The 18330-nt window shown below is 30.6% G+C and carries 17 protein-coding genes, 2 tRNA genes and 1 riboswitch; of the genes, 16 read left to right on the top strand and 3 right to left on the bottom strand.

The window, feature by feature from the left end:
* Positions 1–121: 121 nt before the first annotated feature.
* The 5 genes from LGK95_RS11630 to argH all read left to right on the top strand — a co-directional run bounded on the left by LGK95_RS11630 (position 122) and on the right by argH (position 4992).
* Positions 122–913 (top strand): ABC transporter substrate-binding protein, encoded by a 792-nt coding sequence (locus LGK95_RS11630; protein ID WP_226124958.1) that lies wholly within the window; start codon positions 122–124, stop codon positions 911–913.
* 60 nt (positions 914–973) lie between these two features.
* Complete coding sequence (locus LGK95_RS11625) at positions 974–1621, top strand: amino acid ABC transporter permease (protein ID WP_226124957.1); 648 nt, start codon at positions 974–976, stop codon at positions 1619–1621.
* 15 nt (positions 1622–1636) lie between these two features.
* The gene (locus LGK95_RS11620; protein WP_319001920.1) at positions 1637–2368 is read left to right on the top strand and encodes an amino acid ABC transporter ATP-binding protein; all 732 of its coding nucleotides are present in this window, start codon (positions 1637–1639) and stop codon (positions 2366–2368) included.
* A gap of 66 nt (positions 2369–2434) precedes the next feature.
* A complete protein-coding gene (locus LGK95_RS11615) occupies positions 2435–3637 on the top strand; it encodes an argininosuccinate synthase (RefSeq protein ID WP_226124956.1) in 1203 nt (400 codons plus the stop codon).
* Between the two features lie 41 nt (positions 3638–3678).
* On the top strand, positions 3679–4992 hold the full coding sequence (gene argH / locus LGK95_RS11610) for an argininosuccinate lyase (RefSeq protein WP_226124955.1): 1314 nt from the start codon (positions 3679–3681) through the stop codon (positions 4990–4992).
* A 60-nt stretch (positions 4993–5052) separates the two neighbouring features.
* On the opposite strand, the gene LGK95_RS11605 is transcribed toward argH, so the two are convergent.
* Positions 5053–6075 carry a patatin-like phospholipase family protein gene (locus LGK95_RS11605; protein ID WP_226124954.1) on the bottom strand — a complete coding sequence of 341 codons (1023 nt, stop codon included), beginning with the start codon at positions 6073–6075 and terminating at the stop codon, positions 5053–5055.
* 130 nt (positions 6076–6205) lie between these two features.
* On the opposite strand from LGK95_RS11605, the gene LGK95_RS11600 reads away from it, so the two are divergent.
* The 10 genes from LGK95_RS11600 to LGK95_RS11555 all read left to right on the top strand — a co-directional run bounded on the left by LGK95_RS11600 (position 6206) and on the right by LGK95_RS11555 (position 14698).
* Positions 6206–6505 (top strand): hypothetical protein, encoded by a 300-nt coding sequence (locus LGK95_RS11600; RefSeq protein ID WP_226124953.1) that lies wholly within the window; start codon positions 6206–6208, stop codon positions 6503–6505.
* Positions 6506–6578: 73 nt separating this feature from the next.
* A riboswitch (TPP riboswitch) is annotated at positions 6579–6688 on the top strand.
* A gap of 156 nt (positions 6689–6844) precedes the next feature.
* Positions 6845–7135 (top strand): thiamine-binding protein, encoded by a 291-nt coding sequence (locus LGK95_RS11595; protein ID WP_226124952.1) that lies wholly within the window; start codon positions 6845–6847, stop codon positions 7133–7135.
* Positions 7107–7469, top strand: a complete 363-nt coding sequence (locus LGK95_RS11590) for an ABC transporter permease (protein ID WP_226124951.1) — start codon at positions 7107–7109, stop codon at positions 7467–7469. The genes LGK95_RS11595 and LGK95_RS11590 overlap by 29 nt, the downstream gene beginning before the upstream one ends.
* Positions 7426–7929, top strand: coding sequence for an ABC transporter ATP-binding protein (locus tag LGK95_RS11585; protein ID WP_226124950.1), 504 nt, complete (start codon positions 7426–7428; stop codon positions 7927–7929). The genes LGK95_RS11590 and LGK95_RS11585 overlap by 44 nt, the downstream gene beginning before the upstream one ends.
* Positions 7930–8121: 192 nt before the next feature.
* Positions 8122–9879, top strand: coding sequence for a helicase-related protein (locus LGK95_RS11580; RefSeq protein ID WP_226124949.1), 1758 nt, complete (start codon positions 8122–8124; stop codon positions 9877–9879).
* 153 nt (positions 9880–10032) lie between these two features.
* Positions 10033–10107 (top strand) — tRNA-Glu (locus tag LGK95_RS11575).
* 17 nt (positions 10108–10124) lie between these two features.
* A tRNA-Gln gene (locus tag LGK95_RS11570) sits at positions 10125–10199 on the top strand.
* A gap of 425 nt (positions 10200–10624) precedes the next feature.
* Positions 10625–10846, top strand: a complete 222-nt coding sequence (locus LGK95_RS11565) for a hypothetical protein (protein ID WP_226124948.1) — start codon at positions 10625–10627, stop codon at positions 10844–10846.
* Between the two features lie 134 nt (positions 10847–10980).
* Positions 10981–11184, top strand: a complete 204-nt coding sequence (locus LGK95_RS11560) for a cold-shock protein (RefSeq protein WP_226124947.1) — start codon at positions 10981–10983, stop codon at positions 11182–11184.
* A gap of 301 nt (positions 11185–11485) precedes the next feature.
* Positions 11486–14698, top strand: a complete 3213-nt coding sequence (locus tag LGK95_RS11555; RefSeq protein ID WP_404814426.1) for an SNF2 helicase associated domain-containing protein — start codon at positions 11486–11488, stop codon at positions 14696–14698.
* Between the two features lie 49 nt (positions 14699–14747).
* Here the strand turns inward: LGK95_RS11555 and LGK95_RS11550 are convergent, their stop codons facing one another.
* Positions 14748–15584 carry an MBL fold metallo-hydrolase gene (locus LGK95_RS11550; RefSeq protein WP_226124945.1) on the bottom strand — a complete coding sequence of 279 codons (837 nt, stop codon included), beginning with the start codon at positions 15582–15584 and terminating at the stop codon, positions 14748–14750.
* A 365-nt stretch (positions 15585–15949) separates the two neighbouring features.
* On the opposite strand from LGK95_RS11550, the gene LGK95_RS11545 reads away from it, so the two are divergent.
* Positions 15950–17257: a UDP-glucose dehydrogenase family protein gene (locus LGK95_RS11545; RefSeq protein ID WP_226124944.1), complete on the top strand. Its 1308-nt coding sequence runs from the start codon at positions 15950–15952 to the stop codon at positions 17255–17257.
* Positions 17258–17308: 51 nt separating this feature from the next.
* Here the strand turns inward: LGK95_RS11545 and LGK95_RS11540 are convergent, their stop codons facing one another.
* Positions 17309–18307: a GDP-mannose 4,6-dehydratase gene (locus tag LGK95_RS11540; protein WP_226124943.1), complete on the bottom strand. Its 999-nt coding sequence runs from the start codon at positions 18305–18307 to the stop codon at positions 17309–17311.
* Positions 18308–18330: the final 23 nt, after the last annotated feature.

Genomic DNA, 18330 nt, shown 5'->3' with positions numbered 1-18330 from the left:
GTTAAATCAATAATAAAAGTTAAGAAACGGATAATAAAAGGAAATAATATGAAACAAGTGATATGCATAAGAATGTATAAATATTCATAAATTTTATATTATATATGGGGGAGTGGTATTTTTGAAAAAGTTTATGTCAATTATATTAATAGTTACTATGGCAGGCGTATTACTTGTAGGATGTGGTCAAAAGAAGGAAAAACTTAATTCTCTCCAAGCAGTTAAAGAATCGGGTAAACTCACTGTAGGATTAGATGATTCTTATCCTCCGATGGAATTTAGGGATTCTAATAATAAATTAGTTGGATTTGATGTAGATTTAGGAGATGCAGTAGGAAAAAAATTAGGCGTAAAAACAGAGTATACATCTACAGATTTTAATGGAATACTTTTAGCTCTTGGCTCATCAAAGTTCAATGTTATAATTTCAGCCATGAGTATTACAGATAAGAGGAAAGAAAGTATAGGTTTTTCAGACTCTTATGTAATGGGTGGACAAGTAGCGGCAATAAAACAAGGAAATACTACAATAAAGAATTTAGCTGATTTAAAGGGTAAAGTTGTAGCTTGTCAACTGGGTTCTACAGGGGATACTGCAGCAACTGCAATGAAAGGGTTAAAACAAGTTAAAAAATATGATAAAATTACAGAAGCATTCCAAGAATTATCAACTGGAAGAGTAGATGCAGTAGTTATGGATGCTCAAGTTGGTGGATATTATGTATCAAAGAAACCAGGTATGTATAAAGTTTTAAAAGAGAAAATTAGTGAAGAACCAATTGGAATTGGATTTAAAAAACAAGATAAGGAATTACAAGTAGCAGTGCAAAAGGCGCTTAATGAACTTAAAGCAGATGGAACTCTTTCTAAGCTTTCACAGAAGTGGTTCGGATTTGACGCATATAAAAAATAGTTAGGAAGATAACAATTAATAGTTGCTATTTTCTTTGAAGAGATACCAGGAGGAACAAGAATGGATATAAATGTTATGAAAGAAATGTTTCCTGTATTATTAAAAGGATGTTTAATTACCATGGAACTGACTGTAATATCAGTAGTTCTTGGAAGTTTAATTGGGATGTTTACAGCATTGCTAAAACTTTCTAAAAATAGATTATTGGTCAGCGTAGCAGGATTTTATACTTGGCTCTTTAGAGGAACACCTATGCTTCTTCAATTATTTGTATTTTATTATGGGTTTCCATATGCGGGAATTGAGTTTACAGCATTCCAAACAGCACTAATAGGGCTTAGCTTAAATTCAGGGGCTTATATGGCAGAGATAATTAGAGGTGGAATACTCTCAGTAGATAAAGGGCAGTTTGAAGCCTGTAAATCATTAGGTTTTACTTATTTAGCTACTATGAAAAGAGTAGTATTTCCGCAAACCTTTAAAATAATTATTCCGTCAGTTGGTAATGAGTTTATAACAATGCTTAAGGATACTTCGCTCGTATCAACTATTGCTATGGTTGAAGTTATGAGAACAGCACAGTTATTATATGCCTCGAGCTTTAGACCTTTGGAAGTTTTCTTTATGACAGCATGTTTATATCTTTTAATGACAACAATTTTCACTACAGTATTTTCATATTATGAAAAAAAACTGTCAGTATATTAGTAGAGGTGAGACAGAATGTATATGATAGAAACTAAAAATTTAACTAAGAGTTTTGGCAGTCTTACGGTATTTGAAGGTTTAAATGTGGCTGTTAAAAAAGGAGAAGTACTAGTTATAATAGGCCCTTCTGGTTCAGGAAAAAGCACATTTCTCAGGTGCCTAAATCACCTTGAGATTCCTAATAAGGGAGAGGTTTTCATTGAAGGAGAAAAATTGAATATTAAAAACAAGAAGCATATGAGAAATACAATTGAAAAAGTAGGAATGGTATTTCAAAATTTCAATCTGTTCCATCATATGACTGTAATGCAAAATGTTATAGAGGCCCCAATTACGGTCAAGCACGAGCCGAGAGAAGAAGTATTAAAGAGGGCAAAAGTAATTATTGAGAAGGTAGGGCTTATTGAAAAGGTAGATGACTACCCGTCAAAGTTATCAGGAGGTCAAAAGCAAAGAGTAGCAATAGCAAGGTCACTCGCTATGAGACCAGACATAATGCTATTTGATGAACCTACATCGTCTCTAGATCCCGAACTTGTTGGAGAGGTTCTAGGAGTAATGAAAGATCTTGCAAAAGAAGGCATGACTATGGTTGTTGTAACCCATGAAATGGGTTTTGCAAAGGATGTGGCAGACAGAGTAATTTTCATGGATGGAGGAAAAATAGTAGAAGAAGGAACACCAGATGAATTTTTCTCAAATCCTAAAGAGCAGAGAACTAAAATATTTTTGAATAAGGTATTATAGGGCAGAACCTAGAAATAATAAATATATTAAAACACAATAGAACAAAATTGGAAGGGGATTATAAATATGAAAGAAAAAGTAGTTTTAGCATATTCAGGAGGATTAGATACTTCTATTATAATAGCATGGCTTAAGGAAAACTATGACATGGATGTTGTAGCAGCTTGCATTAATGTTGGACAAGAAGATGATATGAAGGCAATTGAGAAAAAGGCTATGAGTTCAGGCGCAGTGAAAATATATATTGAGAACCTAACAGCTGAATTCATCAAAGATTACGTATTTAAAGGAGTTAAAGCAAATGCAACATATGAAGGAAAGTATTTATTAGGTACAGCTTATGCAAGACCTTTAATTGCTAAAAAACTTGTGGAAATTGCACATAAAGAAGGGGCAAAATATATATGCCACGGATGTACTGGTAAAGGAAATGATCAGGTTAGATTTGAGGTTGCAATAGCAGCTATTGATCCGTCTATTAAGATTATTGCTCCTTGGAGAATCTGGGATATACAATCAAGAGAAGATGCTATAGATTATGCTAATGCTAGAGGTATAGAAATAACTGTTACAAAAGAGAAAATATATTCAGTTGATCAAAACTTATGGCATGCAAGTCATGAAGGCGGAGATATTGAAGATTTTAAAAATGATCACAAAAGAGAAATGTACCTTATGGTTACACCTCCAGAACAAGCTCCAGATGAACCTGTTTTTGTAGATATATATTTTGAAAAGGGAATTGCCACAAAAGTTAACGGTGTTGAACTTGAACCAATAGATATTGTTAAGATATTAAATAAAATTGGTGGAGAAAATGGAATAGGTATTGTAGATTTAGTAGAGAATAGACTTGTGGGAATGAAATCAAGAGGAATATATGAAACTCCAGGTGGTACTGTTCTTTATGCAGCACATAAAGAACTAGAGGAAATAACCGTAGATAAAGATACACTTCACTTTAAATACCAAATATCACAAAAATATGGAGAACTCGTTTATGATGGACTTTGGTTTACTACTATGAGAGAAGCTCTTGATGCATTTGTAGATAAAACTCAAGAAACTGTAACAGGAAGCGTTAAATTAAAGCTTTATAAAGGAAATATTATGGTAGCAAGTAAAGAATCACCTAATGCATTATATGATGCAAGTATATCCTCATTTGGTTCAAGTGTCTTATATGATCATAAGGATGCAGAAGGATTTATTAATTTATTTTCTTTACCAAGTAAAATAAAAGCATATAAACATTTAAATAACTACTAGGAAAAATTACAAAATATACAGAAGGTAAAGCAGGTGATAATATGAAGCTTTGGGGTGGAAGATTTATTGAAAAGGAAAGCAAGCTTATGGAGGACTTTAATAGTTCTCTAAGCTTTGATAAGAAATTATATTATGAAGACATTATGGGTAGTATAGCTCATGTTAAAATGCTTGCAAAATGTAACATCATTACACAGGATGAGAGCATGACTATAGTTAATGGTTTGAATTCTATAATGTCAGATATAAAAGAAGGCAAGCTAAAAATTGAAGGTGACTATGAGGATATTCACAGTTTTATGGAAATAAATCTTACAAAAACTATAGGTGATGTCGGTAAAAAACTTCATACAGCAAGAAGTCGAAATGACCAAGTTGCAGTAGATATGAGATTATATTCAAAGTACAAGGCCTCGGATGTTATTGATAATTTAGATAATATTTTAGCTACTATTCTTAAAGTGGGAAATGATAATGCTGTTATAATGCCAGGATATACACATATGCAAAGAGCTCAGGTGGTAACATTTAGGCAACATATTATGGCATATCATAATATGCTAAGTAGGGATAAAAAAAGGCTTATTAGTGCTATTGAAATTATGGATGAGAATCCTCTTGGATGTTGCGCTTTAGCAGGAACTACCTATGATACAGATAGGGCTTTTACAACAAAAGAATTAGGGTTTAAAAAACCAGTAGATAATTTTATGGATGGAGTAAGTGATAGAGATTATTTATTAGAACTTCTATCTCATTTTTCTATTATAATGATGCACTTTAGTAGATTAAGTGAGGAGTTAATACTATGGAGTACAAAAGAGTTCAATTTTATTGAAATTAGCGATGAGTTTTCAACTGGTAGTAGCATAATGCCACAGAAAAGGAATCCAGATGCAGCAGAACTAATAAGAGGGAAAACTGGAAGAGTGTATGGAGACTTAATGAGTCTGCTTACCACTATGAAGGGAATTCCACTTGCCTATAATAAAGATATGCAAGAAGATAAAGAGCCTTTCTTTGATGCAGTTGATACAGTTTTGAAATGCATAAAGGTTATGAATGAAATGCTAGGATCTTTAAAGATAAAAAAAGACAATATGCATAATGCAGTTAAAAGAGGTTTTTTAAATGCTACTGAAGCTGCAGATTATCTTGTTAAAAAGGGAATGGCATTTAGAGATGCTCATGGAGTTATAGGAAACATTGTAATAAACTGCGAGAAAAAACATAAGGCTATAGAAGAATTAAATTTAGATGAACTTAAAAGTTTTAGTGATCTATTTGATGAAGATGTATATGAATTTATAGATTATGACAATACTTTGAGTAGAGGTATAAAAAAAGAAATGTAAGATTATCCTTTTAAATAAAAACACGTAGTAGGGAAAGCATACCTGCCACGTGTTTTTTTACTATATTCTATTGTTGTTAAAAGAATTGCTCCTTAGCATTCGATACTTTTTATAATCGGTGTCCCAATTCTTAAGGAAGTCTTTCGCGCAAGATTCACCAGAGTTATATAAATCCACAATTTTTTTGCTTTCAATATTAAAATCTGTAGTTTTAATATCAAGAGTATCAATTTTTACAGTGCGTAGAAAATCCATTTCTCTTATATGAATATCATCCTGCGCTTCTAGCATAGTTTCTATGATTGAAGAAGTGAAGTTTAAGATATTTGTGATTTTATGTTCTCGTATTTCTTTGTTCCCTCCGAGTTTAAAACCTATTGTTGGCCATTGAGGAGCACCATTTACATCAAATAACCAAACTGGATAATTACTTAAAACGCCACCATCAACAATGAGAGACTTTTTATTAGTATTTATATTGTTTAATGTAACTGGTTGAAAAAAGTAGGGAATAGATATGCTCATTCTGATTGCCAAACTTACCTGAAGTTCATCGGGGTTTATCCCGTATTCAGCAATGTCTTCTGGTAGAATTATCATCTTTCCATTACTGATATCAGTTGCTATAATATGCAGTTTGTATTTTCTTTTATATTTTTTATTATTTAAAAGAATACCATTTTCTCCTGGAATAATTAAATCTCCAAAAGTAACTTTGTTTTTGTTTGTAAGCTTAAGTTTATAGGACAGAACTTCATCAATCCAGTTCTTTATATAATCACCTTTAAAAATGCCTTTTTTAAAGAGGAGATTGAGTGTATTAGACAATATAGGTATATTAAAATAACTTCTATCAGTAATTTTCGTGTAGTCAAGCTTTAGCATTAATTTTTTTATTTCTTCAGCTGAGTAGCCTACTGCAACTAGTGCAGCTACAATAGATCCAGCAGAGTTTCCAGAGATGTTCTTCCATTGATATTCTTTGTTTTCAAATGCTTTTAATGCACCTACAAGACCAATGCCTTTAACTCCGCCTCCTTCAAACACAATGTCCGCAAATTTTCTATTAGTAGAAACATTCATATATACCACCCCTTATGAGTAATATATGAATCAGTGTATTTCTATGACCTATATTAACAAAAAAATATTATTTACACTTTTTTATGAAATGAATATTATATAATATAACAATATTAAAAAGGGGTATCATTTGAAAAAAATAGAAGAATACACACCTAACGAATTAGCTACATTAGCAACAATAATTGGAATTGTAATTGCTTCTAAGCTTAATATTAACCAACAAAATCTGGTAGGGAATTTTTTAGATGGTGTGGGGCAAACTATTTTTATAATTGCAGCTCAACTTCAAAATATCCAACCACAGGCAGGAAATCAAGGTGGAGATAATGCAAATGATAATTCTAATAGTATTAATATGGATTTGCAAAAACAGATAGACGAACTTAAAGCATCTATTAAAAAGTTTCAAGATGATATGAATTCTTAATAAAAGATGCCTCTCTAATGTTTGACATTACAAGAAACTTTAGGTAACATATATATATAGGTAAACTAATTTAATATTAAACTAGGGGAGTCAATAATTTCGTCTGAGAGGAAACAGCTAAGTTTCGACCCTTATAACCTGAATTGGATAATTCCAGCGGAGGGAAAATATGATTTGCATTTAGATTTAAGTAATACTACATAAATAGTGCTAAATTATATAGCTATAGAACCCTTCGCTTGAGTAAAAGCAGAGGGTTTATTTTAGTGCTTTATTTATTCTGTTAGTACAAATATTAAATAAAATTTAGTTGTAATAATATTTTGAGGGGGAAGTTAAATGTCAGTTGTAAATGTAAGTCTTCAAGTTATACCAGTTGTAACAGAGGAAAGGATTTATCCCGTAGTAGATAAGGTTATAGAGTACATTCAAGCGAGCGGTGTAAAATGTGAGGTAGGACCAATGGAAACTACTATGGAAGGCGAACTAGATAAGCTGTTAGATATTGTAGCGAAAGCTCAAGAAATTTGTGTAGCCCATGGAGCATCAAGGGTTGTTTCTATAGTGAAAATTGATTATAAAGCTGAAGGTGTGACTATGAATGAAAAAGTATATAAATATAGAAAATAAGCTTATTCCTATATTATTTCAATTAATTCTTCTTTTTATATGGCAGATAGCTGTAGATAAGTGGGAGGTTCCTCAATACATACTACCTTCACCAAAAGATATCATTAATACATTAATTAATATAGTTCCAAACATTACGACCCATATATATGCAACTTTATATGAAGCCTTAATTGGGTTTGTAATATCAATATTAATTGCATTGTTTTTAGCTATTTTAATGGATAATGTGAAACTTATCAAGAAGTGTATATATTCAATTTTAGTAGTATCTCAAACGGTTCCCATTTATGCATCAAAAGGACTTGCTACTTCCATGGAAAAATATTATTGATAATATAACGCTTCCTCTAATTATAAACGGAAAGTCTAAAAAAGAGGCAAGAGCACAGGTGCTTAGTTATTTTGAAACATTTGGACTTGTTGGCTTTGAATACAAATATCTTTTTCAACTTTCAGGAGGTATGAAGCAGAGAGCTGCATTACTTAGAACATATATGTCGTCATCTGACATTATGCTACTAGATGAGCCTTTTGGAGCACTTGATGCTATTACTAGAACAAAGATGCACTACTGGCTTCTAGAAGTAAGTAAAGAGATTAAGGCCACCATAATATTTATAACTCATGATATAGAAGAAGTTTTTTTATCTGATAGGATATATGTATTATCAGACAAACCAGCAATAATAAAAAAAGAAATATTTGTTGATTTACCTAAAAGTAGAACTGCAGATATAGTGACATCAGTAAAATTTAATGAAATAAAGAGAAATATATTACAAATACTATAATGCAAACACTTAGCATAAATATAATTATGCTGAGTGTTTTGTTTATATTATTATAAAATGTATGATAAGTAAGTAGTTGTGAGAAAATATAATAATAAGTCACATAAAAATAAATAACAAGTCAATATCAGCCGCATTATTGACTTGTTATTCAATTTATGTTCCTATCTACTCATTATTGGAGGAAATAAAATGAAAAAGGGAGTTATAGAAAGGAATTTTAAAAAAGTAAAAAGTCAATTTACTAAAATTGAAGAAATAGTAAAGCATACTAAGTCAAATGCACTATGGGAGCATGAAGCTTCTGTAAGAAAGAAAATGAAGGAATTAAGGGAATTTAGGAAGGAAAATCTTAAAGACTATTGGATAGTTTATGAAAATTATTTAGAATTATTTAAATCTATATCAATAAGGCTCCTTGAGGATTATAATAATAAAAATGGGACAGATTTTAATTATGAGAGCATTTTAAAGAATAAGGGTGAAAGTTATTTAAAGTCAGGAATTATCAGTGTCTTAATTACTGAACATATTCCTGAAGCTATATCAAGTGAGTTTGATCGCGTGTTTCCTTCTAATCCTAAAGATGAGTATGAAAAAACAAGAAAATTCAAAAGAAAATTTTATCTTCATTTAGGTGAAACTAATACTGGAAAAACATATAATGCTATCATTAGGCTAAAGGAGGCAACATGTGGGATTTATCTATCTCCATTAAGAATACTAGCACTAGAAAATTTTGAAAAATTAAATGAGGAGGGTGTAAAATGTAATCTAGCAACTGGAGAAGAAGAGATAATAATCAAAGATGCTAAACATATCTGTTGTACTATTGAAAAGTTAGATATAAATAAGGAATATCAGGTTGGTATCATAGATGAAATACAGATGATAGATAACGACCAAAGGGGAGCTGCTTGGACAAGAGCTGTATTAGGACTTAAAAGCAAAGAGATACATATCTGCGGCGCAATGAACGCGAAAGAACTGCTTATAAAAATAATAGATGATTGTTCTGATGAATATGAAATTATAGAGTATAAAAGAAAAGTTCCTCTAGTAATGGAACAGGTATCTTTTTCTTATAAAAAAATAGAGGAGGGTGATGCATTAGTCACATTCTCAAAGAAAAAAGTGTTAGAACTAGCTTATCATTATTCTAATATAGGTATGAAAGTAAGTTTAATTTATGGGGATTTACCACCAGAGGTGAGGAAACAACAATACAATCAGTTTATTAACGAGGGAAGTAAAATTTTAATATCTACTGATGCTATAGGTATGGGAGTAAATCTACCAATAAAAAGAATAATATTTATGGATATTAAAAAGTTCGATGGTAATGAGGTAAGATACTTGACCTCTCAAGAGGTGAAGCAGATAGCAGGCAGGGCAGGTAGAAAGGGGATATATGAAGTCGGATACGTAGCTTCTTATGGTAATACTCAAAGTTTTATAAGAGAGAGTTTAGATTGCAATGATATTATCATAGAAGAGGGAGTATTAGGGCCAAGTGAAGCTATATTAAAAATTAAGAATCTTTCACTTAGAGAAAAATTAGCATTATGGAGTACAAAAGAAGAAAAAATAACATTTTATAGAAAAATGGATATAAGTGAGTATCTGGTGGTATTAGATAATTTAAGAGGTTATAATTTAGAGGAGTTAATTCAATGGAGATTACTAAAAATTCCATTTGATGTATCTAACGAGAAAATGATGGATGCATTTTTAAACTATGTAGACGAAATTTTTATAGCCAAAAGAGAAATTGTATCAAAACCACAGTGTCTATTAGATGACCTTTCTGAATTAGAAATTTATTATCAAAAAATAAACCTTTATTATTCATTTTCAAAAGTATTTAAATTGAGTTTTGATGAACAGTGGGTATATGACAATAGGATAAAAGTTAGTGATGATATAAATAATATACTAAAAAGCATATAATATTAATTAAATTGGTCTGCGACATAGTTGTATTCTATGTTTATAATTCATATTATTCCAAGTTATAATAATAAATGGACTATTTGCTAAAAAAGATTTGACTTATGATGAATTACGAGGTATACTATATCTCGTAGTGTTAATACTTAGTAAGGCTCCTTGGTCAAGCGGTCAAGACACCACCCTCTCACGGTGGAATCAGGGGTTCAATTCCCCTAGGAGTCACCATTAACTCTTTTTTTTATTGGGGTGTAGCCAAGTGGTAAGGCACTAGACTCTGACTCTGGCATTCGCAGGTTCGAATCCTGCCATCCTAGCCAAATATCTTTAATTAATGAAGAATAATGATAGTTATAATAATGTATATAGGTAATCCCAGCATAAAGTTTATTTTGCTGGGATTATTTTTTTATGTTAAAACAATAAAAGTAATGAATATGAAATCACAATAATAATTTAACCAAAAATGTTCTTAAAGAATATATATATACCTATAACTATAACTAAATAGGGAAGCAATAAGCCATAAGAAAGCCAAATATATCTACTTCCTAAGATGTTAATGGCAAAAGAAAATATAGACACAAAGAGGAGTAAAAATATAAAGAATAGCAGGAGTTTATTTTTTTTTGAATACAAATAGTATTGAAATAACCCTATAGCTAAACTAAAGGTGTAAATTGACCAAGTTTCAGTTATATATGTCCATTTAGTTGAAGTCTCAAAAATAAATAGTAAACCTATAGTGGTAAAGATTCCACCAAGAACTAATATAGCAGGTTCCGTTTTAAAAGAGAAAAAACTTAATTCAAGCATTATGCCTGGAACTAGGATAGCAAGAGGCCAAAAGTTTGAAAAACTTAAAAAATGCATGTCAGATATTTGGGCAGCAACAAGTAGTGATCCTACAAAAATCATGATAAATCCAAGCAATGTGTTACGTTTTTTCATTTCATACCTTCTTTAAATTACTATTAATAATTATATTGTTTATGTAAAGATTTTATGCACATTAAAAGTATTAGTTAGATATTTATAGTTAATACTATACTTAAACATTGAATTATTTCGTATTTCACAGAATGACAAGGAGGAAAATTTATGAAAACAGGTATAGTAAAGTGGTATGATGTTGAAAGAGGATATGGATTTATATCTGCTCAAGAGGGTGAAGATGTATTTGTTCATCATTTAGCAATAAAAGAACAAGGACCAAGAAAGGATTTACATGAGGGTGAAGAAGTACAATTTGATGTAGTAGATGCACCTAAAGGACCTCAAGCTATTAATGTTCAAAAATCATAATAAAGTATTATTTATGGCCATGGAATAATAACATTTGGGCACACTCATTTAATCTTTTGAGTGTGCTTTTTTAATAATGAATCTTGAATTGATTAATTAAAACCATTGGCGTGAGAACATTTTTAAAATAAAGGTAGGTTTAAGTTTTAAGGTTGTGAGAAATAACTGTTAGTATAGTATATAATAGTAAAACATGCTTATTTTATAAAATTATAAAAATTCAAAAATTGAGTGGGTGAAACTTTTGATTGACATTAATGAAGAAATTATACAAAAAAATACTGATACAGGTACATATACAATGGGAAGAGAATATTACTTAAGTAACAAGGTTAAGTATATTGATATAGAAAATAAAGAGCAAGAAGACTATACGGAAACGAAGATAACTTCAAAAGTAGAGTCTTCAAAGTTCACTCATTATAAAGTAGTTGTGAGTTTTAACAACATTGCTCCTTTTATAATTAATCATTGTGACTGCAATGCTAATTATAGTTTTTATGGACAGACAAGCATGTGTAAACATGCAGTTGCTACATTGCTTAAGTATGTTTATGAGAAGGAACAGATTTTAAAAGCTAAAAAAATGCGTAAAACAAATAGCTTAATTAAGCAAATATCTAAAAATATAAGTGATGATCCAAAGGCAAAAATATCTTTGAATATAGAAATAAAATATGAACATGAGTCTAATCGTGATAACAACAAATCTTCTGTGGGGATTAAGGTTGGAGAGGATAAGTTGTATGTGGTTAAAAACATAAAAGAGTTTTTTAATTGCTATAATAAAAGTTATGAGCCTATAGAATTTGGAAAAAAGTTCACATACAATCCTTATTTACATTATTTTAAAAAAGAAGATTTAACTATCATAGAGTTATTTAGGGAAGCAAGTGAACTACAATTTATGGCAGGTTCCGCAGATACATATAGAAGTAATACTATAAAATTTTTGTCTGGGAAAAAAGCTTTTTTTACCGATAGCATGATTAAAAGATTATTTAAATGTTTATATAATAGAGACTTAACTGTGGTAATAAAAGGTGAAACATTTACTAATGTACATATAGAACGAGAATCTATGCCTCTAGAATTTAAAATTAATAGAGAGGATAATAAATTTATACTCGAGCAAAACAATCATTTCCCAACGGCATTAAGTGGTGATGGTGAGTTCTTTTTTTATGAAGGCAAAATATATGAGCCACCAATTAAACAAAGGGATTCATATATGCCATTTTATAATAGATTTAAAGAAGAGAAGGATAACTGCATAGAATTTTACGAAGAAGAAAGAAATGATGTAGCTTCATTTATACTTCCAACTTTAAGTAAGATAAGTAATAAAGTTGACATAGATACATCACTCCAGACAGAATTCTATATAAAAGAGCTAAAAGCGATCGTTTATTTTGAAAAAAAATCAAAGAATGTTGAGGTCAGTATAACTTTTAAGTATGGAGATATGGAAATAAATCCGTTTAATAGTATAAAAAACAAAGCAGAAGAGGGAAGAGCACTTATAAGAGACATGGAAAAGGAAATGAGTATTATAAATCAGTTTCATGCATATGGCTTTAATCGTACAGACAAGGGCTTCGAGATGAGAGATGAGGATAAACTTCTAGAATTTTTAGTTTCGGGAATAGGAAAGCTTCAAAAAATCGCAGATGTATACTATTCAGAGGAATTCAAGAAAATTAAGGTACACGGAAACAGTGGATATAAATCAAAAATAACACTTAACAAGGATAACCTTTTAGAATTTAGCTTTAGCATTGAGGGAGTGGATAATATTGAACTTAGTAATATTTTTGCATCACTCAGAGAAAAAAGAAAGTATCATAGGCTTAAAAATGGAAGTTTTGTTCTGCTAGATTCAGATAATATATTAAAGGTTGCTCAAATGATAGAGTATCTAAATATAAAGGATAGTGATATTTCAAAGAATAAAGTTCTACTATCTAAATATAACGCTATATACATAGAAGAAAAATTAAAAAGAGAACAAATGGATTTTGTGGATACTAATAAAAAATTTAAAGAATTAGTTAGTACTGTAAAAGATATAAAAGAATTAAAAACTATAGTTCCTAAAACTTTGGATAATATAATGAGAGACTATCAAAAGGTAGGATTTAAATGGCTAAAAACCCTTTCAAGTTGTGGATTTGGCGGAATACTAGCAGATGAAATGGGGCTTGGTAAAACACTTGAGGCTATAGCATTTATTCAATCAGAAGTGGAAGAAAATGATAAAAAACAACCATCGATAGTAGTGTGCCCTACGTCAGTTGTGTACAATTGGAAAGATGAAATAGAAAAATTTGCACCCTCACTAAATTGTATGGTAATATCTGGAAGCAAAAGCCAGAGAAATGAACAAAAACAAAACATTTATGACTCGGATGTAGTTATTACAACCTATGCACTTATTAGACGAGACCTTGAGGACTATGAAAATATAGAATTTAGATATTGTTTTTTAGATGAGGCACAGTTTATTAAAAATTTTAATTCGCTAAGTGCACATTCTGTGAAAAGTATACATGCGCAATGTAAATTTGCACTTACAGGAACCCCTATTGAAAATTCTCTTACAGAGCTTTGGTCAATTTTTGACTTTATAATGCCAGGTTATATGTTAAATCATAGTGCTTTTTCAAAGAAATATGAAGCGCCTATTGTGAAAAATGCAAGTAAGGAAGCACTTAAAGAACTAAATAATCATGTGAAACCATTTATACTTAGGCGGACTAAACTTGAGGTTGCAAAAGACTTACCTGAAAAGATTGAACATAGGATTTCAGTAGAAATGACAGAACAGCAGAAGAAAGTATATTTAGCTTATTTAAGGGATGCAAAAGGAGAACTTGAGGATGATATCAAGGAAAAAGGGTTCAATAAAAGCAAGTTTAAAGTACTATCAATATTAACAAGGTTAAGGCAGATATGTTGTGACCCTTCTACTTTCATAGAAAATTACAATGGAGGTAGCGGCAAATTGGATGCTTTAGATGAGATTTTGGAAAATAGTTTAGAACAAGGCCATAGAATATTAATATTTTCTCAGTTCACAAGGGTATTAAAGAATATTGCTAGTAGGATTGAACCTAAAGGGATTAAGTATATGTATCTTGATGGTTCAACTAAGGCAGAAAATAGAGTAGATATGGTTAGAACCTTTAACGATGGGGATTCGCAGGTATTCTTAATTTCTCTTAAAGCAGGGGGCACTGGTATAAATCTTACAGGTGCAGATATGGTAATACATTTTGACCCTTGGTGGAATCCAGCCGTAGAAGCTCAAGCTACAGATAGAGCTCATAGAATTGGCCAGAAGAAAACAGTAGAAGTTATTAAATTAATAGCAAGAGGAACTATAGAAGAGAAGATATTTAAGCTACAACAAAAGAAAAAAGAAATTTCTGAAAGTGTAATTAATAATGAAACAGGATCAGAATTATTGCTGTCTCAGATGAGTCAAAATGATATTGAAGATTTATTTATTTAAAAAAAGCGGGCACGGACCTTTGAAAGGGTCTAAGTACCCGCTTTTAATTTTATTTAGAATCTTCTAATTTTACAGTTTGACCAACATCAATAATCTTTATGCTTCCATCATTTATTCTTTTTAGAGTATCTCGAGTAACCTCATCTTTATCTTGAGCTAAAATGTATGTTTTATAATGAATTGGTATCATAATTTTAGCGCCTGTCATTTTAAACATCTTAAAGCTTTGCTGGGGCGTACAATGCAAATCTTGAAACTCATCAGGTTTATAGCAACCGACAGGCATAATAGCAACGTCAGCTACTAAATCTTTATATACATTCGTATAAGCCGTATCTCCAGCAAAGAAAATCTTCTTTGATTTTCTTTTTATTATATAGGAGTTACTCTCAGCTTTTGCTCCCCAAGGATACCGCCTTCCATCATGACTTGCTTTTAAGGCTTTTATGTTTATGTAACTATCAATATATGTTTGATTATGTGTTAAAATGATTATATTTTTAAACCCTAACACTTTCAAGGGGAGTTTTAAATTTTTAGGTGCAATAACTATAGCACTTTTGTTTATTTTTATAAGGGTCGAGTAATTCATATGATCCATATGACCATGGGACAGCAGTATATAATCTATGTTAATTGTGGACAAGTTTAAAGATGGTTTAATTAATCTTTTTATTTGACCAAGATTCATACTAGTCACAGGGTCAGTTACTATAACCTTATTAAACAAATTGATAACAACTGTAGCATGGCCTACCCAATGGATAGAGTTTGTTTCTACGGGATCATGTAATGGATTGCGTGTTGGCTTAAAGTACAACTTAAAATTTCTACGATGTAATTCATACATATATCCAAAAATTTTTTTAATTCTATTAAACTTCATTTTATACCTCTTAATTTTTATTAGATTAGTGTAATAGCATAGTTAAAAAACTTGCCTTAGCTGATTATACCATACACGTTATGTGCTTTATATATAGATAATTAATATCAAATAATAAATGATTGAGATATTCAGTAATATAGCATTGTATGTCTCACCAATTTGTGAATCACCTCATATAGTACTTATATATATATAAAATCATGCATTAGTATCAGTTAATTATATGTACAAGCAATGTTCTAATGATAAATATTATTAATAATACAGAAATGAATTATTAATTTACAAATGAAAATTGATGATAAACAGGTAGGTGTATAAGATGAAAAATGTGATACTATCAAAGAGGAGAATGTGATTGTATGAATATATGCGTTATTGGAGCTGGTTATGTAGGACTTATAACTGCATTATGCTTTGGTAAAAAAGAAAATAAAGTAATTTGCGTAGAAAAAGATTTAAATAAATTAAAAATGCTAAAAAATGGAACACCAACTATCTTTGAAGAGGGATTAGACGAATTATTAAAAGAATCTCTAAGAGTCGCGAGTGTTCAGTTTACTGAGGATTTTGAACTAGGGATTAAGTCTTCGGATATAATTTTTATTGCAGTGGGCACGCCAACAAATGATAATTGGGACGTAGACATTGCGCAAGTAGATGAAGTAATAAATTTAATCTCGCCTTATATTGATAAATATAAGGTAATAGTAACTAAAAGTACAGTGCCAGTTGGTACTCAAAAATATATAAAAATTAAGTTTCTGGAAAATCAAGTGCCAAAGGGAAATTTTGATGTAGTTTCCAATCCAGAATTTTTAAGAGAAGGGAAAGCTATATATGATTTTTTTTATGGAGACAAAATAGTTATAGGTTGTGACTCGCTTAAAGCTGAGGAAACAATGAAAAAGTTATATGAGCCATTTAATATAAAAATGGTGTTAACGAATCCAGAAACAGCAGAGTTAATTAAGTATACCTCTAATGCATTGTTGTCTGTGAAGATTTCTTTTATGAATGAAATAGCTAACCTTTGCAATAAGGTAGGAGCAGATATTGATGTTATAGCCTATGCATTAGGATTGGATAAGAGAATCTCACCTTTATTTTTAAAGGCAGGTATTGGATATGGTGGGTCTTGCTTTCCAAAGGATACAAAAGCACTAGTTAAAATATCTGAGAATTATAATTGTGACCTTGATATTCTACGGGCAACTGTTAATGTAAATGAAAAGCAGAGAGTATTACCCGTGATAATATTAAAAGAATATTATAAAGAGGTTGAAGACAAAGTAGTAGCTATATTAGGACTGACATTTAAACCAGATACAGATGATATTAGGGAAGCACCATCTTTGTATATAATTGAAGAATTATTAAAAAGCAAGGTTAATGTAAAAGCATATGACCCTATGGTTACAAAAGAAATAAAAAATATTTTTCCAGATATAACTTATAGTTACGATATGTATGAATGCTTAGCAGACTCTGATGCAGTTATAATTTGTACGGAGTGGAGCGAATTCTATAATATTGATCTATTTAAGGCTCAAGAACTAATGAGAGAATCTGTGATAATAGATGGAAGAAATATATTGGATAAAGCGAAGATTAAAGAGGCTAATATTAAAGCGTATTACTCTATAGGAAAAGGAAACATTAGAAATTAAGTTCAAAAAAAGGACTAATACTTTAAAAAGTGTTAGTCCTTTTCAATAACATTACCCTGAAAATGGAACAGCTCTAAACCATTTAACAAATTTTGAAATGCCATCGTCAAAATTTGTTAGTGGATTATAGCCTAAGATTTTATTGGATTTAGTAATATCTGCATAGGTTATTTCTACATCGCCAGGCTGCGAGGTTAAATATTTCATATTAGCTTTAATGCCAATCTCAGATTCTAATTTTTGTACCATATATTTAAGCATAATGGTATCAGACCTGCCTAAATTAAAAATTCCATATTTACTAGTATCTGTACTTGCCCAGGTTATAGCTTTATCTATTCCTTGAATAATATCATCTATATAGGTGTAGTCTCTTTGCGAAGTGCCATCTCCAAAAATACAAATTTCTTTTCCTTTTAAGATTAAGTCTGTAAACTTGTAAATAGCTAAATCAGGTCTTTGTCTGCGTCCATATACAGTGAAAAATCTTAGACAGGCTATATTAAATCCATATAGATGACTATAAACATGGCACAATAGTTCACCAGACTTTTTAGTAGATGCATAAGGGGATATCGGAGAATCTACAAAGTCCGATTCGGAAAATGGAAGCTTTTGGTTGTTGCCATACACAGAAGAAGAGGAAGCAAAGATAAGTTTATTTATGCTGAATTGCTTACATAATTCTAATAAATTTAGTGTTCCGTTAATATTTACTTCGTTATATAGAAGTGGGTCCATGATAGAGGGGCGCACGCCAGCCATAGCTGCAAGATGAACTACAACATCTATATTATATGAACTAATTACTCTTGTTAAAAAATTAATATCGCGTATATCGCCTTCTTCTATTATCAAATTATCATTTAAAATGTTATTAGTTTTCATTAAGTTTTTCATATGGGTAATATTACTTCTCTTTATATTAGAGTTGTAAAAGTTATTAAAGTTATCAATAATGATTATTTTATGACCGTTTTTTAATAAATAATCACAAAGGTTTGAACCAATAAAACCTGCGCCCCCAGTTACTAAAAATATATTTTTCAACATGCACCCCCTAATGTTCTTAA

Source organism: Clostridium algoriphilum, from assembly GCF_020443705.1.
Taxonomy (GTDB): Bacteria; Bacillota; Clostridia; order Clostridiales; family Clostridiaceae; genus Clostridium_AD; species Clostridium_AD algoriphilum.
This window is presented reverse-complemented; position numbering and strand designations above follow the sequence as displayed.